The following is a 15264-nucleotide window of genomic DNA, read 5'->3' as shown; positions in this document are numbered from 1 at the left end:
AGGCGGGAGGCGGAATTCTGACCTCCGCCTTACCGGATCCCAGGCCTGGCCTTACTTGCCTGCTGACGGCGAACGGGCCGCGACCGATGGTGCGTTGGTCGCGGCCCGTTGCCGTTGTGCCGCCGAGGGGACCCCACGTCCCCTGCCCGCCGGCGGCTCCCCGTGACCCGACGGGGAGTTCGGGGTCGTCAGCCTGTGAAGGCGGCCACTCCCTGCGGGGTGCCGAGGCCGGTCGGGCCGTCGTAACCCGTGGCGGCGGTGCAGAAGTAGCTGGTGGTGCAGCTGCCGTTGTTGCCGGAGGTGACGTCGTTGAGGGCGGCGGTGTTCTTGTAGGGGAACTGTGCCGGGTAGGAGCTGCTGGACGGTGTGCCGGCCAGGGCGTACACGGAGGCGATGATCGGGGCCGAGGCGCTGGTGCCGCCGTAGGTGTTCCAGCCGGTGCCGTCGGAGCCGTAGGAGTCGTAGACGGAGACGCCGGTGGCCGGGTCGGCGACGGCGGAGACGTCGGAGATCATGCGCTTGGTGCAGCCGGTGTCGGTCTGCCAGCTGGGCTTGGCGTCGTACGCGGAGCAGCCGGAGCCGGTGCCCTCGGTGCTGCTGGTCTTCCAGACGCTCTCGGTCCAGCCGCGGCTGGTGGAGGACGTGGAGAGCTTGGTGCCGCCGACCGAGGTCACGTACTTCGAGCCGGCCGGGTACTCGGCGCCGTAGGCCTCGTCGCCCGCGGAGACGGTGATGGCGACGCCCGGGTGGTTGAAGTAGGAGGAGTCGTAGGAGGTGTCCGAGGAGGACTCGGAGCCGCCGTAGGAGTTGGAGACGAACTTGGCGCCCAGGGTGACGGCCTCGTTCACCGCCTTGCCCAGGTTGGCCATGCTCGACGAACTCGCCTCGACCAGCAGGATCTTGGCGTTCGGGGCGATGGCGGAGACCATGTCGAGGTCGAGGGAGATCTCGCCCGCCCAGCCGCTGTCGGCGGTGGGGAGGGAGGTCGTGGAGCCGGTCTGGGAGACCTTCTTGAAGCAGCCGTTGGCCACGGTGCAGGCGGGGAGGCCGTAGTAGGAGCGGTAGGTGGCCAGGTCCGCGGCGGCGTTGGGGTCGTCGTAGGCGTCGACGATGGCGATGGTCTGGCCGGCGCCGTTCGAGGAGGAGGCGGCGGTCAGGCCGTAGGCGGCCTGGAGGTCGCTCGGGCCGTAGCCGGTCGGCGTGGCCGAGGTGGCGTTCGGCTTGACGGTCTTGGGGGTCGCGCCCTTGAGCGCGGCCTGCTTCTCCATGTAGGCGGTGGTGCCGCCGGTGACGCGGAGCGCGTGGCAGGCGGCGTAGCCCTTCTTCGGCGTCGTGCCGCACGCGCTCTCGTACTGCACATGGGCCTTGGCGACCTGTGCGGCGACGGTCTTGGCGCTCACCTTGTGCGGCGTCGGGGTGGCCGCGTCGGCGTGGGCCGCGATGCCGAGCCCGGCGAGGAGGAGGGCGGCCGTGGCCGTGGCGGCCGTGCCGATCCGGCGCGATCTGCCGGATATGTGGGGGGTGTTGGGCGTACGCAACGTACAGCCTCCTGAGAGTGGGGTTGCAGAGGCCTGCGGTGGGGACCACCGGTGAGGTTCCCGGTGGGGGCGGCGACCCGCGTAGACCATCCCCTTGTTGAGTACGTGACAACAAGACGCGCGGTGGAATCCTGACTTCCGCCTTACTGAAGGGGTGTTGGGGGTTACTGATCAATGGCGGGGCGATGGGCGGCGAATGGCCTCGGCTTGACCATCTACACGCGTTGCGCACAACCCGCGCGGGGTTACCGGGGCTTGAGGCCGTGCAGCAGGAGATGGACGAGCTCGGGGATGCCGTCGAGGGCCGTCTGCGGGTCGAGCTTCTCGGTGGCGGCGAACATGGCGGTGCCGTGCAGGGTGGCGCCCAGGGCGAGGGTGAGGCGGCCGGGGTCTCCCTGGACGATCTCGCCGCGCTGCTGGGCGTCCGAGATGATCTGCTCGAGGGCCCCGATCGTGCGGCCGACGGCGACGGCCATCTGCTCGGACGCCTCGGGGTCGTGCTTGCGGGCGTACATCAGCTCCAGGAGCTCGGCGTTCTCCAGGGAGAAGGCCAGATAGGCCCGGGCGAGGGCGGTGAACCGGGGCTCCAGCGGCAGGCCGGGGTCGTCGGCGGCGTCGAGCGCCCGGGTCAGTCGTTCGTAGCCGGCGAGGGCCAGGGCGTTGAGCAGGGCCTGCTTGTCCTTGAAGTGGCGCCCCGGGGCGGCGTGGCTGACGCCGATGTCGCGGGCCAGTTCCCGCAGGGAGAGCGAGGCCGCGCCCCTGTCGCGCAGGGTGCGCTCCGCGCTCGCCAGCAGGGCGGAGCGGAGGTCTCCGTGGTGGTAGGGGCGGGTCTCGGACTTCTCGGACGGCATGGACGCCATCGTATCCCGATGTAGACGGCGTCACTATTGTTGGCATCGCCATCATTGTTGTCATTGACAGCATTGTTGGCATCGCCTACTTTGAGGGCATGGCTGACAAGAGCAAGCACGCATGGAACGCGACCCACCTCCCCGACCTGACCGGCCGCACCGCCGTGATCACCGGCGCCAACAGCGGCATCGGCCTCACCGCCGCGGCCGCGCTGGCCGGGGCGGGCGCGCACGTGGTGTTCGCCGTACGGGACCCGCGACGCGGAGAGGCGGCGGCGCGGACGGTGAGCGGCAGCGTGGAGGTGCGGCGCCTGGACCTGGCGGACCTGACCTCCGTGCGGGAGTTCGCGGCGGCGTGGGACGGTCCGCTGGACCTCCTGATCAACAACGCCGGCGTGATGATGGTGCCGGAGCAGCGGACGCCGGACGGCTTCGAGATGCAGTTCGGCACCAACCACCTGGGCCACTTCGCGCTCACGAACCTGCTGCTGCCGTACCTCAGGGACCGGGTGGTCACGGTGTCCTCGGGCGCCCACCGCTGGGGCAACGCGAGGATCCGCTTCGACGACCTGAACTGGGCGACCGGCTACCACCCCAACCAGGCCTACGCCCAGTCGAAGCTGGCGAACCTCCTGTTCACCCTGGAACTCCAGCGCCGCCTGACGGAGTCGGGCTCCGCGGTCCGCGCCCTCGCCGCCCACCCCGGCTACTCGGCCACCAACCTCCAGAGCCACGCGGCGAGTCCGGCGGCCCGGGCCTTCATGAAGTTCGGCAACAGGTTCCTGGCCCAGGACGACAAGGCGGGCACCCTGCCGACGCTGTACGCGGCGACGCAGGACCTGCCCGGCGCGAGCTACGTCGGCCCGAACGGGTTGGGCGAGATGCGGGGCGCCCCCACCCTGGTGGGCCGCTCACCCGCGGCGAGCGACCCGGCGACGGCGAGGCGGCTGTGGACGGTGTCGGAGGAGCTGACCGGGACGCGGTTCCCGCTGGAGACGGCCGTACGACCCGGCTAGGCGCTGCCCGGCCGGTCGTCAGCTGGCGAACATTCCCGCCGTCGCGTTGATCCACGTACCCGTGATGGTGACGCCCGCGTCCGAGGCGAGGAAGGTCGCCAGGGCGGCGATGTCGGCGATCTGCGGGGAGCGCCTGGTCATACGGAGGCTGTCGAGGTGGGCGCGGATGCCCTGGACGGCGGTCTCGTCCATGGCCGGGGCGCCGGCGGCGGTCAGCTTCTCCGGGGTGAGGGTGTCCGTCACGCCCGCCGTCCAGATCCCGCAGACCCGCACGCCCGACGGACCGAGCTCCGCGGCCAGTTGACGGATCAGCGCGTCGATCGCCCCGTCGGCCGCGGCCGTACCGCCCATCATGGGGCTGCCGTTGGCGGATCCGCTGTCGAGGGAGAGGATCACGCCCGAGCCCTGTGCGGTCATACGGCGGGCCGCCGCCCGTGCGGTGACGAACTGGCAGGCGATGCCCTGCACCACCGGCCGCGTGTAGTCCTCGACCGACATCTCCGTCAGCGGTACGCCCTGGAAGTCCCCGCGCGGTACGAGGTTGAGGGAGATGTCGATCCGGCCCGCCCGCTCCACGACCGAAGCCGCGTGCGCCTCCACGGCGGTCTCGTCACGGGCGTCCAGTACGTCGTACTCGGCACCGGTCTCCTCCGCGACCTTGCGCAGCGTCGACTCCGTACGGCCGACGAGGAAGACCCGCGCGCCGGCGTCGGTGTACGCCTTCGCGACACCCGCGCCGAGCGAACCCGCACCGCCGTAGACGACCGCGACCTTGTTCTTCAGCAGGTTCAGCATGATGACTCCCTGAATGGGGGGCGCCGTGTGCGCCCGTCACTCATGGGACGTGCCCGCGCGGAAAACTCATCGCCGCCTCAGAGAGTCATCGGCAGACCGAACGCCGGATACAGATGCGGCTCGAAGGTGGTGATCGCGGCGATCCTCCCGTCCTCGATCCGCAGGACGTCGATGTTCTGGCCCCGGAAGACGGTCGTACCGGGCCGTCGCAGGTAACCGGCCACCGCCACCTGCCCGTTGGCGCGTACGGGCAGGTGACGCCAGTGCCCGACGAACATCGGGGACGCCGGGTCGAGGTTCGGCCGGATGAAGGCGAAGAGGGCCTCGCGGGTCGTGAACCAGAACGGGTTCGGCGGCATCGTGAGCACGGCGTCCTCGCGGACCAGCTCGGCCATGGCGTCGAAGTCCACGCGGGCCACGGCGTCCATGTAGCGCTGGAGCAGCGCCAGTTCGTCGGCGCTGGGGGTGGCCGCCGACCAGTCCTCGCGCCGCCCCGGCAGCGCCTCCCGCAGCGCCGATCTCCCGCGCTGCACCGCGCTGTTGGCCGACGCGAGCGACGATTCCAGCAGGTCGGCGGTCTCCTGGGCCGACCATCCCGCCACGTCCCGCAGGATCACCGCGGCGCGCTGGCGCGGCGGAAGGTGCTGGATCGCCGTGAGGAAGACCAGCTCCAGCGTCTCGCTCGCCACGGCCCGCGCGACGGGCTCGTCGGGGAGCTGGTCGTCCGGGAAGGGCTGGAGCCAGGGCATGGACGGGGGCGGCGGGCCGTCACCCGAGTCGATGCCGGGGACGGGCTCGTAGGGCGTGGGGCGGCGGTCGTTCTTCCGGAGGAAGTCCAGGCAGGCGTTGGTGGCGATCCGGTACAGCCACGCGCGCGGGTTCTCCACCCCGTCCATCGACTCCCGCGCCCGCCACGCCTTGAGGAACGTCTCCTGGGTGAGGTCCTCCGCCTCGTCGTACGAGCCGAGCAGGCGGTAGCAGTGCACCCGGAGTTCCTTGCGGTGGGCCTCGATGAGAGCCGTGAAGTCGTCCTCGCCGGGATTCGTCACGCCCTCCGGTGTGACGTTTTCCGTGCGGGCCTCCCGGGCGAGCCGCCGCAGTTGCGCGAACCGGGTGTGGAGGGCCTCGACGTCGGCGTGGAAGACGACCGGGGGTTCCAGCCGCAGCCGGTTCAGCTGGTCGCCGATGTCGGAGACCAGCTCCTTGGCGGCGGGGCCGCGCCGCTTCCGGTACGCCCGCTGCCGGCATGCCTGCGAACAGTAGGAGGCGGTCCGTCCGGGACCCGCGGTGCGCTCGATGGGGCGTCCGCAGGTCCGGCAGGTGGCGGTCATACGGCTCGCCGCGCGATGAGCGTGGGCATGAGGGCTCCTCTGCTCGGGGGAGAACGCTGCCAGGGTAGGTGTCCGGGCAGGCGTCCTTTAACGCGCGCCTGACCCGGTTCTCACCTTCGTGCGGAAGGCTGCGTTCCGATGAAGCGCACGCCTCTCTACGCCGTCCTCGTACTGCTCGCCGCCACCTCCGCCTCCGAGGCCGCCGCCGATGACGGTCCCGGCCCTTTCGGGGTCACCGTCACCGCCACCGCGACCGCGGAAACCGTGCGGGTGGGGGCGCTGTTCTCCGGCGGGCAGCACTTCTGCACCGCGTCCGTCGTGCACAGCCCGCACCGGGATCTCATCGTCACCGCCGCGCACTGCCTGGACGGGGACACGGACGACCTCGTGTTCGCGCCGGGCTACCGGAACGGCGTGGCGCCGTACGGGAAGTGGCGCGTCACCAGACGGTTCCTCCCCGACGCGTGGGACGAGGACAGTGACGTGGCGTTCGCGGCCCTGGCCGAGCGGCGTGGCGAGGACGTCGAGGACCTCGTCGGGGGGAACCGCTTCACCACCGGTACCGCCACCGGCGCCACCGGCGTGACCGTCACCGGCTACCCCGACGCCCGCGAGACGCCGGTCCGCTGCGCCGACAAGCCGCTCGCGCACAGCCGTACACAGCAACGCGTCGACTGTCCCGGCTTCAGCGGCGGCACCAGCGGCAGCCCGTGGGTCAACGGGGACGGGGAGGTCGTCGGGGTGCTCGGCGGGCACGAGCAGGGCGGGGCGACCGCCGACATCTCGTACAGCGTGGTGCTCGGGCGGGAGGCCGCTCGGCTGTACCGGGACGCCACGGAGTCTCCTTCCGCATGATCGCCCCAGAACGACGAAGGCGCCCCTAAACTGACGTGGGCGTCGGACTCCGGGGCAGCGAGGGGCGGTTGACGGTGCGTAAGGCATGGCTCGTGGGGGGTGCCGTCCTCGGGGCGGGGCTCAGCTTCGTGATGCTGCTCGTCGTCGGTGTGTACGTCGTCGCCGGGAACCTCGCGAACGGGGTCGGCGGAGCCACGAAGGCGCTGGCCAAGGGATCCGTGCCGGCCGCCTATCAGAACCTCGTGCAGAAGTGGGGCAACCTCTGCACCGCGATCAACCCGGCGCTGCTCGCCGCCCAGCTGTACCAGGAGAGCGGGTTCAACCCGAAGGCGCAGAGCGCCGCGGCCGCGCAGGGGATAGCGCAATTCATCCCCGGGACCTGGGCCACGCACGGAATCGACGGCGACGGGGACGGCGACCGCGACGTATGGGATCCGAATGACGCGATTCCGTCGGCCGCGAAGTACGACTGCACCCTCGCCTCGTACGTGAAGGACGTCCCCGGGGACGCCACGAAGAACATGCTCGCGTCCTACAACGCGGGGGCCTACGCGGTGATCAAGTACGGGGGTGTGCCGCCGTACAAGGAGACCCAGAACTACGTGAAGACGATCACGACGCTGGAGGAGAGCTTCGCCGCTCCCGTCACGCGCGTGGACCCCTCGAAGCAGGCCGCCGGAGCCATCTACTACGCGCAGAAGAAGCTCGGCACGCCCTACCTCTGGGGCGGTGACGGTACTGCTCAGGACGGTGGCCGGTTCGACTGCTCGGGGCTGACGAAGGCCGCGTACGAGAGTGTCGGCATCACGCTGCCCCGCGTCGCCAACGACCAGTGGAACGCGGGTCAGCATCCGGCCAGGAACGAGCTGCTCCCCGGCGACCTCGTCTTCTTCTCGGACGACCTCACCAACTCCCGGGCCATCCGGCATGTGGGGATTTATGTCGGCGGCGGATACATGATCGACGCCCCGAGAACAGGTGCTGTGATCCGGTTCGACCCGATCGACACCCCCGACTACTTCGGAGCCACCCGCGTCACCGAAGATGGCGCGAAAGCGCTCCCCACGACGGTCTGACAGCCTGTGAACCTGCCCCCTGAGCTGCGGCGATGTGTCTCTCTTCGATAACGTCTGCGTGATCATTCAGTGGAGGGTGGAACGTATTAACGGGGACCGTGCGTTCCTGTTCTCGTAGCGATCTACACACCACGGGGGTGGAACAGCGGCGCGCGACCTCTGCGCGCCGGGAGAGCCGACGAAGGGGCCGCAGCACCATGGCTGGACTCGCCGCATCCGGGTCGAACCCCGACGTCGACCTGCTCTACGACATCAACGGCCTGGCCAAGGACGCACCCGTGTGGTTCGACCGGGTCATGGAGTACGTCGGTGAGTACGGGATCCTCCTGGTCACCGTGCTGCTCGTGCTGTGGTGCTGGCTGTCCGTGCGCAAGCGGGGCGGCGAGGACGCGCCCTCGTCCGTGGCCGCGCTGGTCTGGGCGCCGCTCGCGGCCGGTGTCGCCGTGCTGGTCAACGTGCCGATCCGAGGATTCGTGGAGCGGCCCCGGCCGTTCCTCCAGCACGAGGGACTCGAGGTCCTGGTCTCCGGCAAGACCGACTACTCCTTCGTGAGCGACCACGCCACGATCACCATGGCCATGGCGGTCGGACTGTTCGTCGCCAACCGGAAGTTCGGCTTCTTCGGCATCGGCCTCGCCCTGCTCGAGGGCTTCTGCCGGGTCTACATGGGTGTGCACTACCCGACCGACGTCATCGGCGGCTTCGCCCTCGGCACCGCCGTGACCCTGCTGCTGTCCCCGCCGGCCATGGCCCTGCTCACCCCGCTGATGAAGGCGATCGAGCGGTCGCCGCGCGCGGGATGGCTGATCCGGGCCCGGGGGAAGTCCCACGACGGTCAGGACACCCTGCTCCCCGGCGCCCGGAAGGACACAGGCGCCGAGGAGCGCGACCTCGCCGCCTGACCCGCCGGACAGGCCCTGGAGGCGCCCTAGAGGGCCTGCGGGAACGTGAAGAAACCCTTCGGGTCGTACTGCTTCTTCAGGGCCGAGAGCCTGGTCGCCGCGTCTCCGTAGTACGCCTTGCGCCAGTCCGTCAGGGACGGGTCGGTGTAGTTCTGGTAGGCCGCGCCCGACGCGTAGGGCTTCATCGCGTTGTGGGCCTGGGTCAGCCAGGACTGGGCTGCCGTGCCCGACGTGCCCGCCTTCCAGGCGGCGATGTACTGCGCCAGCATCCGGGAACGGCGGTGGACGAACGCCGTGGCCGTCGGGGAGACGCGGTTGACGGCACCGCCGAGGGCCGTGAGCGCGATGTCGCCGGCTCCGCCGCGCACCGACTCCAGCTGCTTGAGCATCGCCTGAATGCCGGCCGTGGACAGGGAGCGGTCGAAGAAGTCCGACTTCGCGGCGTACGTCTCCCGGCCGAGCGCGCCCTGCGGGGAGCGGCCCGGGATCTTGCCGGGCAGGTGGCACTGGGCGTCCGTGGTGAAGGAGGAGCAGCCGGCGTAGACCTCCATCGCGTCCTCGTACGAGAGGCGCTTGAGGGAGACGCTGGTCGCGGGGGCGCCGATCCTGTCGGCCAGGCGGTCCACGGCGTTCTGGAGTTCCCCGTAGGTGCCCAGGGAGAAGGCGGCGACGGAGACCGTGGTGCGGCCGCCGGAGGTGCCCGCCAGGTGCAGGGACGACCAGATCTCGTCGGGCTGGGCCGGGCCCCACTCCTGCCACGCCTTGGTCACGGCGGCGGCCTTCGCCCACGGCCACGACATGTACGCCTTCACCGCCTGGGGTGCCGGGTGGGTCTTGAAGCGCAGTTCGGTGACGACGCCGAAGTTGCCGTTGCCCGCGCCGCGCAGCGCCCAGAAGAGGTCCTTGTTCTCGGTCGCGTTCGCGGTGAGCTGCTTGCCGTCCGCCGTGATCAGCGTCGCCTGGGTGAGGCTGTCGCAGGTCAGGCCGTAGGCGCGGGAGACGACTCCGTGGCCGCCGCCGAGGGTGAGTCCGGAGACGCCGACGGTGGGGCACGAGCCGGCGGGAATGGTGACGCCCTTCGCGGTCAGGGCACGGTAGACGTCGATGAGTTTCGATCCGGCGCCGACCACCGCTGTGCCGCCGCTGCTGCGGACCTTGTTGAGCTTCGAGACGTCGATGATCAGGCGGTTGTTGCCGGAGGACCAGCCGGCGTAGGAGTGGCCGCCGTTGCGGATCGCGACGTGGAGGTGGTGGGCTCGGGCGTAGGCGAGGGCGGTGCGGATGTCTTCCGCGTGGGCGATGTACGCGACCGCCGCGGGCTTCAGGTTGTCGAAGCGGGTGTTGTAGAGCTGGTGGGCGGTGGGCCAGTTCGTGTCGCCCGGGCGGACGAGGGTGCCGTCCAGGTCGCGGGCGAGGGCGGTCCAGTTCGCGGGGGCGGTGGCGGTGGTGCCGGTTCTGGTCGACGTACGTGCGGATGTGGCGGCGGTGGCCGTCTGTGCCGCGTCGGCCTTGTCGTCGCCGTTGCACGCGGTCGCGGTCGCCGCGGCGATTGCGGCTACGCCGCCGCCGATGAACGTACGCCGTTCCATGTCGCCTCCTGAGGGTTCGTGGAACGAGACGAGGTGGTGGGGTCGGGGGTTCCATCGTGCCGGTCGGTGGGGGTGCGCGTGGGGCGGTTCTCGCCCCCGCCGCCCCTACCCGTCCCATCCCTGGGGGCTGCGCCCCCAGACCCCCGCTGTCGGCCCTGAACGGGCCTCGTCCTCAAACGCCGGACTGGCTGAAAAACAAAGACACGGACCGACGTTGAGAGGTGTGCTGTTTATGTCTCTGTGTGGTGTTTTGCGTCTGTTCTTGCCTGGCTTCTGGCTCTTCTTGCCGGGCCGCGCCAGCCGCAGGTGCAGCGGGCTGTGCAGAAGGGGCCCTGGTCGACTGTCGTCGTCAGGTGTTCAGGGGAGTCGTGGGGCGGGGGGACCCTGTCCTGGTGTGCCACGGCGACAACGTTACCGAGCCCGGGTAAAGGGCTCGTATGCGCGTGACGGGCTCCGCATGGTCGTCGTTAGCGGAACGGACAGGGGGTCCGTGACGGAGGCAGGCGATGACGGAGCGGCAGCAGAGGCGGACGGGCGGGGTCGGTGTTGTGGCGGGGGTCGTGGCCGTCTTCTGTGCCGGGGCCGCGGGGTGTTCGGGGAGCGGGGTAGCCGCCGAGGACGGACGGAGCTCGGGTGACGCCGTCGAGGTGGTGCGTGTTGCCGCCGACCGGCTTGTGGAGGCGCGCAGTTCCAAGGCCCGGACCTCCATGGAGATGGCGACCGGGGGGACCCGCGTCACCATTCGCGGGGAGGGGATCTACGACTATCGGCGCCGGCTCGGTGAGCTGAAGGTGCTGCTGCCGCAGGATCCCGCCGGGACCAGCGAGCATCGGCCCATCACCGAACTGCTCGCTCCCGGCGCGCTGTTCATGAAGAACCGCGGCGCCGGGGTGCCCTCCGACAAGTGGGTGCGGGTCGAGACCGCCTCGCTGTCGGACGGGAATCTCGTCACCGGGGGCGCCACCGACCCGTTCGCCGCCGCCGAGTTGCTGCGGGGGACGCGGTCCGCGGCCTATGTCGGGAAGACCGACGTGGCGGGGACGGAGGTGCGGCACTATCGGGGGGTGGCCGATCTCACCGTCGCCGCCCGGGACGCCTCCGCCGGGAACAGGTCCGCCCTCGGCGCGGCGGCGAAAGGGTTCGCCACGGACCGGGTCCCCTTCGACGTCTACCTCGACGACGACGGGCGGATCCGCAAGGTCCGGCATCGGTTCAGCTTCGTCAACGGGCAGCGGGAGGGGACCGTGGCGGTCGCGTCCACGACCTTGCTCTACGACTTCGGGGTCGCCGTCGACGTACGGCTTCCGGACGACGACGACATCTACGCCGGGAAGATCGCCGAGGAGTGAGCGGCCGTGACGGGCGTCAAGAACTAGCCCGTCCGTGCCATGCGCGGTGCGTAGGCCGCTCCCTACTCTAGGAAGCGGTAACGGCAGAGAAGAGGTGATGCACGTGGCTCCGGTCGGCGGTACGGCAGTTCAGGACCACGTGGCCCTCGCCGAGATCGAGCTGTGCGGGGACCTGATCATCGCGGCCTCGGCCGCCCACGAGGACAGGCTCAGCCTGGAGAGCATCGACGAGGTGCTGAAAGTGGCCCAGGAGCGCGAGGACGCCTCCGGCGCGTGAGCCGCCCGGGGGCGTCCCCTCAGCCCTGCCAGCCCTGCCAGCCCTGCCAGCCCTGCGTCCTGGTTCGTCTCACGTGCGCAGCAGCCGGCCGATCGCCTTGGTCGCCTCTTCCACCTTCGCGTCGATCTCCTCGCCGCCCTTGACGGCCGCGTCCGCGACGCAGTGCCGCAGGTGTTCCTCCAGCAGTTGCAGCGCGAAGGACTGCAGGGCCTTGGTGGAGGCGGACACCTGCGTGAGTATGTCGATGCAGTAGACGTCCTCGTCCACCATGCGCTGAAGGCCGCGGATCTGGCCCTCGATGCGGCGCAGGCGCTTGAGGTGCTCGTCCTTCTGCTTGTGGTACCCGTGGACCCCGTGGTCGTGGTCCGTCTCCGCGGAGGGCACTTCCGTGCCGGCCTCGGTGGTCGTCATGGCGTCCTCCACATCTGCGGGCCAAACTGAGGGCAGAACATATACCCCTACCGGGTATATCGTACCCAACTTTGGCGGGTATAGGGCCTGCGGACGGCCCCCGTGCCGACCACTGTGCCTGATGGGCGACACTGGGGGACGGCCCATTAGCCGTGGCCGGATGATGCACTTAGCATCAGCCTGACCGAAACCCATGCACCCCGAGGACCCCTTGTGCGCTTTCGTCTGACCCCCAGGGAGACGAGCTTCTACGACATGTTCGCCGCGTCCGCGGACAACATCGTCACGGGCTCGAAGCTCCTCATGGAACTGCTCGGGGCGGACACCGCCGGCCGGGCCGAGATCGCAGAGCGGATGCGGGCGGCGGAACACGCAGGTGACGATGCCACGCACGCGATCTTCCACCAGCTGAACTCCTCGTTCATCACGCCGTTCGACCGCGAGGACATCTACAACCTCGCGTCGTCCCTCGACGACATCATGGACTTCATGGAGGAGGCCGTCGACCTGGTCGTCCTCTACAACGTCGAGGAACTCCCCAAGGGCGTCGAGCAGCAGATCGAGGTGTTGGCGCGGGCCGCCGAGCTCACCGCCGAGGCCATGCCGAACCTGCGCACCATGGACAACCTCACCGAGTACTGGATCGAGGTCAACCGGCTGGAGAACCAGGCCGACCAGATCCACCGCAAGCTGCTCGCCATGCTCTTCAACGGCAAGTACGAGGCCATCGAGGTGCTGAAGCTCAAGCAGATCGTGGATGTGCTGGAAGAGGCGGCTGACGCGTTCGAACACGTCGCCAACACCGTGGAGACCATCGCGGTCAAGGAGTCCTGAACCACGTGGACACCTTCGCTCTGATCGTGACCATCGGCGTCGCGCTCGGCTTCACGTACACCAACGGCTTCCATGATTCGGCCAACGCGATCGCGACCTCGGTCTCCACGCGTGCGCTGACCCCGCGGGCCGCGCTCGCGATGGCGGCCGTGATGAACCTCGCGGGTGCGTTCCTCGGCAGCGGGATCGCCAAGACCGTGAGTGAGGGCCTGATCGAGACGCCGCAGGGCAACAGGGGGATGTGGATCCTCTTCTCCGCCCTCGTCGGCGCGATCGTCTGGAACCTGGTCACCTGGTACTTCGGTCTGCCCTCGTCGTCCTCGCACGCGCTGTTCGGCGGCATGGTGGGAGCGGCACTCGCGGGCGGGATCGGGGTGATCTGGTCCGGGGTGCTCGACAAGATCGTCATCCCGATGTTCCTGTCGCCGATCGTCGGTATCGTCACCGGCTATCTGGTGATGGTCGCGATCATGTGGATGTTCCGGAAGTCGAACCCGCACAAGGCCAAGCGCGGTTTCCGGATCGCGCAGACCGTGTCCGCGGCCGCCATGGCTCTCGGTCATGGTCTGCAGGACGCGCAGAAGACGATGGGCATCGTGGTGATGGCGCTCGTCATCGCCGATGTCGAACAGGCCGGCGACCCGATCCCGGTGTGGGTCAAGATCGCCTGTGCGCTGATGCTGTCGCTCGGCACGTACGCGGGCGGCTGGCGGATCATGCGGACCCTCGGGCGGAAGATCATCGAGCTGGATCCGCCGCAGGGCTTCGCCGCGGAGACTACGGGCGCGGGGATCATGTTCACCACCGCGTTCGTGTTCCACGCGCCGATCTCGACGACCCATGTCATCACCTCGGCGATCATGGGCGTGGGTGCGACGAAGCGGGTGAACGCCGTGCGGTGGGGTGTCGCGAAGAACATCATCCTGGGCTGGTTCATCACCATGCCGGCGGCGGCGCTGGTCGCGGCGGGTGTGTTCGGTGTCGTGAATCTGGCGTTCCTGTAGGGCGGTTGCCGAAAACTTCCGTCACTTCTTCCCCTTTCCTGACAGCATGGCGTTCACATGTTCGATGGATCTTCGTTTGGACAAGGGAGGGGATTCCATGGCAGTACTGGGGAAGCGCCTGATGTCTGCCGCAGGTACGGCTGGCGTGCTGGCCGCGACCATGCTCTACGTGGCCGCACCTGCCTCGGCTGCGGAGTACAGCTATGACGTGATCACCTACAAGTACGGTGATTACCCGGCCGCCGCAGGCCAGGAGATCTTCGTCACGGAAGGTGACAACTTCCAGATCTGCGACAACTCGTCTGACGGTGCCGGCGTCATCGGCTACTGGAAGCTCAGCTCCACCGGTGCGGTGAATTCGCACTACAACGGGGGCGGCCGTAACACGTGTTCCACGTCAAACCAGGACTTCGCTGAGTCAGCCACGGTCTACATCAAGGTTTGCCTCCGGGACGACGGTGTCGTCGTCTCCAACACATGCAGTGAGTGGTACAAGGGCTACGCCGACGGCGTGCCGTAAACCGCCCACACGGCATGAACAGAGCCCGCCCCCTGGTTCACCAGGGGGCGGGCCCTTTTTCGTCCTCGCGGTGGCACCGCCATGCAGCACCGCGAGGGGTCTTCGGCGGGCGCCGGTCTAGCCGAAGCGGCCCGAGATGTAGTCCTCCGTGGCCTGGACCGACGGGTTGGAGAAGATGCGCTCCGTGTCGTCGATCTCGATCAGCCTGCCGGGCTGGCCGACCGCCGCGAGGTTGAAGAACGCGGTGCGGTCCGAGACACGGGCGGCCTGCTGCATGTTGTGCGTCACGATGACGATCGTGAAGCGCTCCTTCAGCTCGCCGATCAGGTCCTCGATCGCCAGGGTGGAGATGGGGTCCAGGGCCGAGCAGGGCTCGTCCATCAGCAGGACGTTCGGCTCGACCGCGATCGCGCGGGCGATGCACAGACGCTGCTGCTGACCGCCGGACAGGCCCGAGCCCGGCTTGTTCAGGCGGTCCTTGACCTCGTTCCAGAGGTTCGCGCCCTTGAGGGACTTCTCCACGGTGTCCGCGAGCTGGGCCTTCTTGTACGAGCCGTTCAGGCGCAGGCCCGCCGCCACGTTGTCGAAGATCGACATGGTGGGGAACGGGTTCGGGCGCTGGAAGACCATGCCGACCTCGCGGCGCACCGACACGGGGTCGATGCCGCTGCCGTACAGGTCCTCGTCGTCCAGGAGCACCTTGCCCTCGACACGGCCGCCGGGGGTGACCTCGTGCATCCGGTTCAGGGTGCGCAGGAACGTCGACTTGCCGCAGCCGGAGGGGCCGATGAAGGCCGTCACCGAGCGGGGCTCGACGGTCATCGAGATGTCCTCGATCGCCTTGTGGGAGCCGTAGTAGGCGGTCAGTCCGCTTACGTCGATTCGCTTGGCCATGATTACGTCACTTCCAGAGATT

16 protein-coding genes are annotated in these 15264 nt (G+C 69.3%); 9 read left to right on the top strand and 7 right to left on the bottom strand.

Annotation, left to right across the window (positions count from 1 at the left end):
• Positions 1-188: 188 nt before the first annotated feature.
• Complete coding sequence (locus tag OG381_RS22865; RefSeq protein WP_327717950.1) at positions 189-1538, bottom strand: S53 family peptidase; 1350 nt, start codon at positions 1536-1538, stop codon at positions 189-191.
• 245 nt (positions 1539-1783) lie between these two features.
• Positions 1784-2398: a TetR/AcrR family transcriptional regulator gene (locus OG381_RS22860; protein ID WP_327717949.1), complete on the bottom strand. Its 615-nt coding sequence runs from the start codon at positions 2396-2398 to the stop codon at positions 1784-1786.
• 89 nt (positions 2399-2487) lie between these two features.
• On the opposite strand from OG381_RS22860, the gene OG381_RS22855 reads away from it, so the two are divergent.
• Positions 2488-3405 carry an oxidoreductase gene (locus OG381_RS22855; protein ID WP_327717948.1) on the top strand — a complete coding sequence of 306 codons (918 nt, stop codon included), beginning with the start codon at positions 2488-2490 and terminating at the stop codon, positions 3403-3405.
• An 18-nt stretch (positions 3406-3423) separates the two neighbouring features.
• Here the strand turns inward: OG381_RS22855 and OG381_RS22850 are convergent, their stop codons facing one another.
• Positions 3424-4200 carry an SDR family NAD(P)-dependent oxidoreductase gene (locus OG381_RS22850; RefSeq protein WP_327717947.1) on the bottom strand — a complete coding sequence of 259 codons (777 nt, stop codon included), beginning with the start codon at positions 4198-4200 and terminating at the stop codon, positions 3424-3426.
• Positions 4201-4277: 77 nt separating this feature from the next.
• A complete protein-coding gene (locus OG381_RS22845) occupies positions 4278-5531 on the bottom strand; it encodes an RNA polymerase subunit sigma-70 (RefSeq protein WP_327717946.1) in 1254 nt (417 codons plus the stop codon).
• A 138-nt stretch (positions 5532-5669) separates the two neighbouring features.
• Here OG381_RS22845 and OG381_RS22840 point away from each other — a divergent pair, with 138 nt between their 5' ends.
• The 3 genes from OG381_RS22840 (at position 5670) to OG381_RS22830 (ending at position 8364) form a co-directional block, all read left to right on the top strand.
• Positions 5670-6386 carry a trypsin-like serine peptidase gene (locus OG381_RS22840; protein ID WP_327717945.1) on the top strand — a complete coding sequence of 239 codons (717 nt, stop codon included), beginning with the start codon at positions 5670-5672 and terminating at the stop codon, positions 6384-6386.
• A gap of 68 nt (positions 6387-6454) precedes the next feature.
• Complete coding sequence (locus tag OG381_RS22835; protein ID WP_327722529.1) at positions 6455-7462, top strand: C40 family peptidase; 1008 nt, start codon at positions 6455-6457, stop codon at positions 7460-7462.
• A gap of 197 nt (positions 7463-7659) precedes the next feature.
• Positions 7660-8364, top strand: coding sequence for a phosphatase PAP2 family protein (locus OG381_RS22830; RefSeq protein WP_327717944.1), 705 nt, complete (start codon positions 7660-7662; stop codon positions 8362-8364).
• Between the two features lie 26 nt (positions 8365-8390).
• Here OG381_RS22830 and OG381_RS22825 read toward each other — a convergent pair whose 3' ends face one another.
• Complete coding sequence (locus OG381_RS22825; protein WP_327717943.1) at positions 8391-9953, bottom strand: FAD-binding oxidoreductase; 1563 nt, start codon at positions 9951-9953, stop codon at positions 8391-8393.
• A 506-nt stretch (positions 9954-10459) separates the two neighbouring features.
• Here OG381_RS22825 and OG381_RS22820 point away from each other — a divergent pair.
• Both OG381_RS22820 and OG381_RS22815 read left to right on the top strand, forming a co-directional pair.
• On the top strand, positions 10460-11302 hold the full coding sequence (locus tag OG381_RS22820) for a hypothetical protein (RefSeq protein ID WP_327717942.1): 843 nt from the start codon (positions 10460-10462) through the stop codon (positions 11300-11302).
• 97 nt (positions 11303-11399) lie between these two features.
• Positions 11400-11579, top strand: a complete 180-nt coding sequence (locus tag OG381_RS22815; RefSeq protein WP_046262891.1) for a hypothetical protein — start codon at positions 11400-11402, stop codon at positions 11577-11579.
• Between the two features lie 69 nt (positions 11580-11648).
• On the opposite strand, the gene OG381_RS22810 is transcribed toward OG381_RS22815, so the two are convergent.
• Positions 11649-11990, bottom strand: a complete 342-nt coding sequence (locus OG381_RS22810) for a metal-sensitive transcriptional regulator (RefSeq protein ID WP_327717941.1) — start codon at positions 11988-11990, stop codon at positions 11649-11651.
• Positions 11991-12203: 213 nt separating this feature from the next.
• Here OG381_RS22810 and OG381_RS22805 point away from each other — a divergent pair, with 213 nt between their 5' ends.
• From OG381_RS22805 to OG381_RS22795, 3 genes are all read left to right on the top strand, one after another.
• Positions 12204-12824, top strand: coding sequence for a DUF47 domain-containing protein (locus tag OG381_RS22805; protein WP_030043659.1), 621 nt, complete (start codon positions 12204-12206; stop codon positions 12822-12824).
• Between the two features lie 5 nt (positions 12825-12829).
• The gene (locus OG381_RS22800; protein WP_327717940.1) at positions 12830-13828 is read left to right on the top strand and encodes an inorganic phosphate transporter; all 999 of its coding nucleotides are present in this window, start codon (positions 12830-12832) and stop codon (positions 13826-13828) included.
• A 97-nt stretch (positions 13829-13925) separates the two neighbouring features.
• Entirely contained in the window at positions 13926-14348 is a 423-nt protein-coding gene (locus tag OG381_RS22795; RefSeq protein ID WP_327717939.1) for a hypothetical protein, read from the top strand.
• Between the two features lie 117 nt (positions 14349-14465).
• On the opposite strand, the gene pstB is transcribed toward OG381_RS22795, so the two are convergent.
• On the bottom strand, positions 14466-15242 hold the full coding sequence (gene pstB, locus OG381_RS22790) for a phosphate ABC transporter ATP-binding protein PstB (RefSeq protein WP_327717938.1): 777 nt from the start codon (positions 15240-15242) through the stop codon (positions 14466-14468).
• Positions 15243-15264 lie beyond the last annotated feature (22 nt).

The sequence above is a fragment of the Streptomyces sp. NBC_00490 genome, assembly GCF_036013645.1.
Classification (GTDB): Bacteria; Actinomycetota; Actinomycetes; order Streptomycetales; family Streptomycetaceae; genus Streptomyces; species Streptomyces canus_F.
The sequence above is the reverse complement of the archived record's forward strand: the minus strand, read 5'-3'. Positions and strand labels throughout refer to the sequence as shown.

Excerpts from the sequence above, each read along its gene's own strand:
- OG381_RS22825 (WP_327717943.1), bottom strand. The coding sequence starts at position 9,953 with ATGGAACGGCGTACGTTCATCGGCGGCGGCGTAGCCGCAATCGCCGCG.
- OG381_RS22855 (WP_327717948.1), top strand. The coding sequence starts at position 2,488 with ATGGCTGACAAGAGCAAGCACGCATGGAACGCGACCCACCTCCCCGAC.
- OG381_RS22810 (WP_327717941.1), bottom strand. The coding sequence starts at position 11,990 with ATGACGACCACCGAGGCCGGCACGGAAGTGCCCTCCGCGGAGACGGAC.
- OG381_RS22815 (WP_046262891.1), top strand. The coding sequence starts at position 11,400 with ATGCACGTGGCTCCGGTCGGCGGTACGGCAGTTCAGGACCACGTGGCC.
- OG381_RS22840 (WP_327717945.1), top strand. The coding sequence starts at position 5,670 with ATGAAGCGCACGCCTCTCTACGCCGTCCTCGTACTGCTCGCCGCCACC.
- OG381_RS22845 (WP_327717946.1), bottom strand. The coding sequence starts at position 5,531 with ATGACCGCCACCTGCCGGACCTGCGGACGCCCCATCGAGCGCACCGCG.
- OG381_RS22795 (WP_327717939.1), top strand. The coding sequence starts at position 13,926 with ATGGCAGTACTGGGGAAGCGCCTGATGTCTGCCGCAGGTACGGCTGGC.
- OG381_RS22820 (WP_327717942.1), top strand. The coding sequence starts at position 10,460 with ATGACGGAGCGGCAGCAGAGGCGGACGGGCGGGGTCGGTGTTGTGGCG.
- OG381_RS22830 (WP_327717944.1), top strand. The coding sequence starts at position 7,660 with ATGGCTGGACTCGCCGCATCCGGGTCGAACCCCGACGTCGACCTGCTC.
- pstB (WP_327717938.1), bottom strand. The coding sequence starts at position 15,242 with ATGGCCAAGCGAATCGACGTAAGCGGACTGACCGCCTACTACGGCTCC.
- OG381_RS22850 (WP_327717947.1), bottom strand. The coding sequence starts at position 4,200 with ATGCTGAACCTGCTGAAGAACAAGGTCGCGGTCGTCTACGGCGGTGCG.
- OG381_RS22860 (WP_327717949.1), bottom strand. The coding sequence starts at position 2,398 with ATGGCGTCCATGCCGTCCGAGAAGTCCGAGACCCGCCCCTACCACCAC.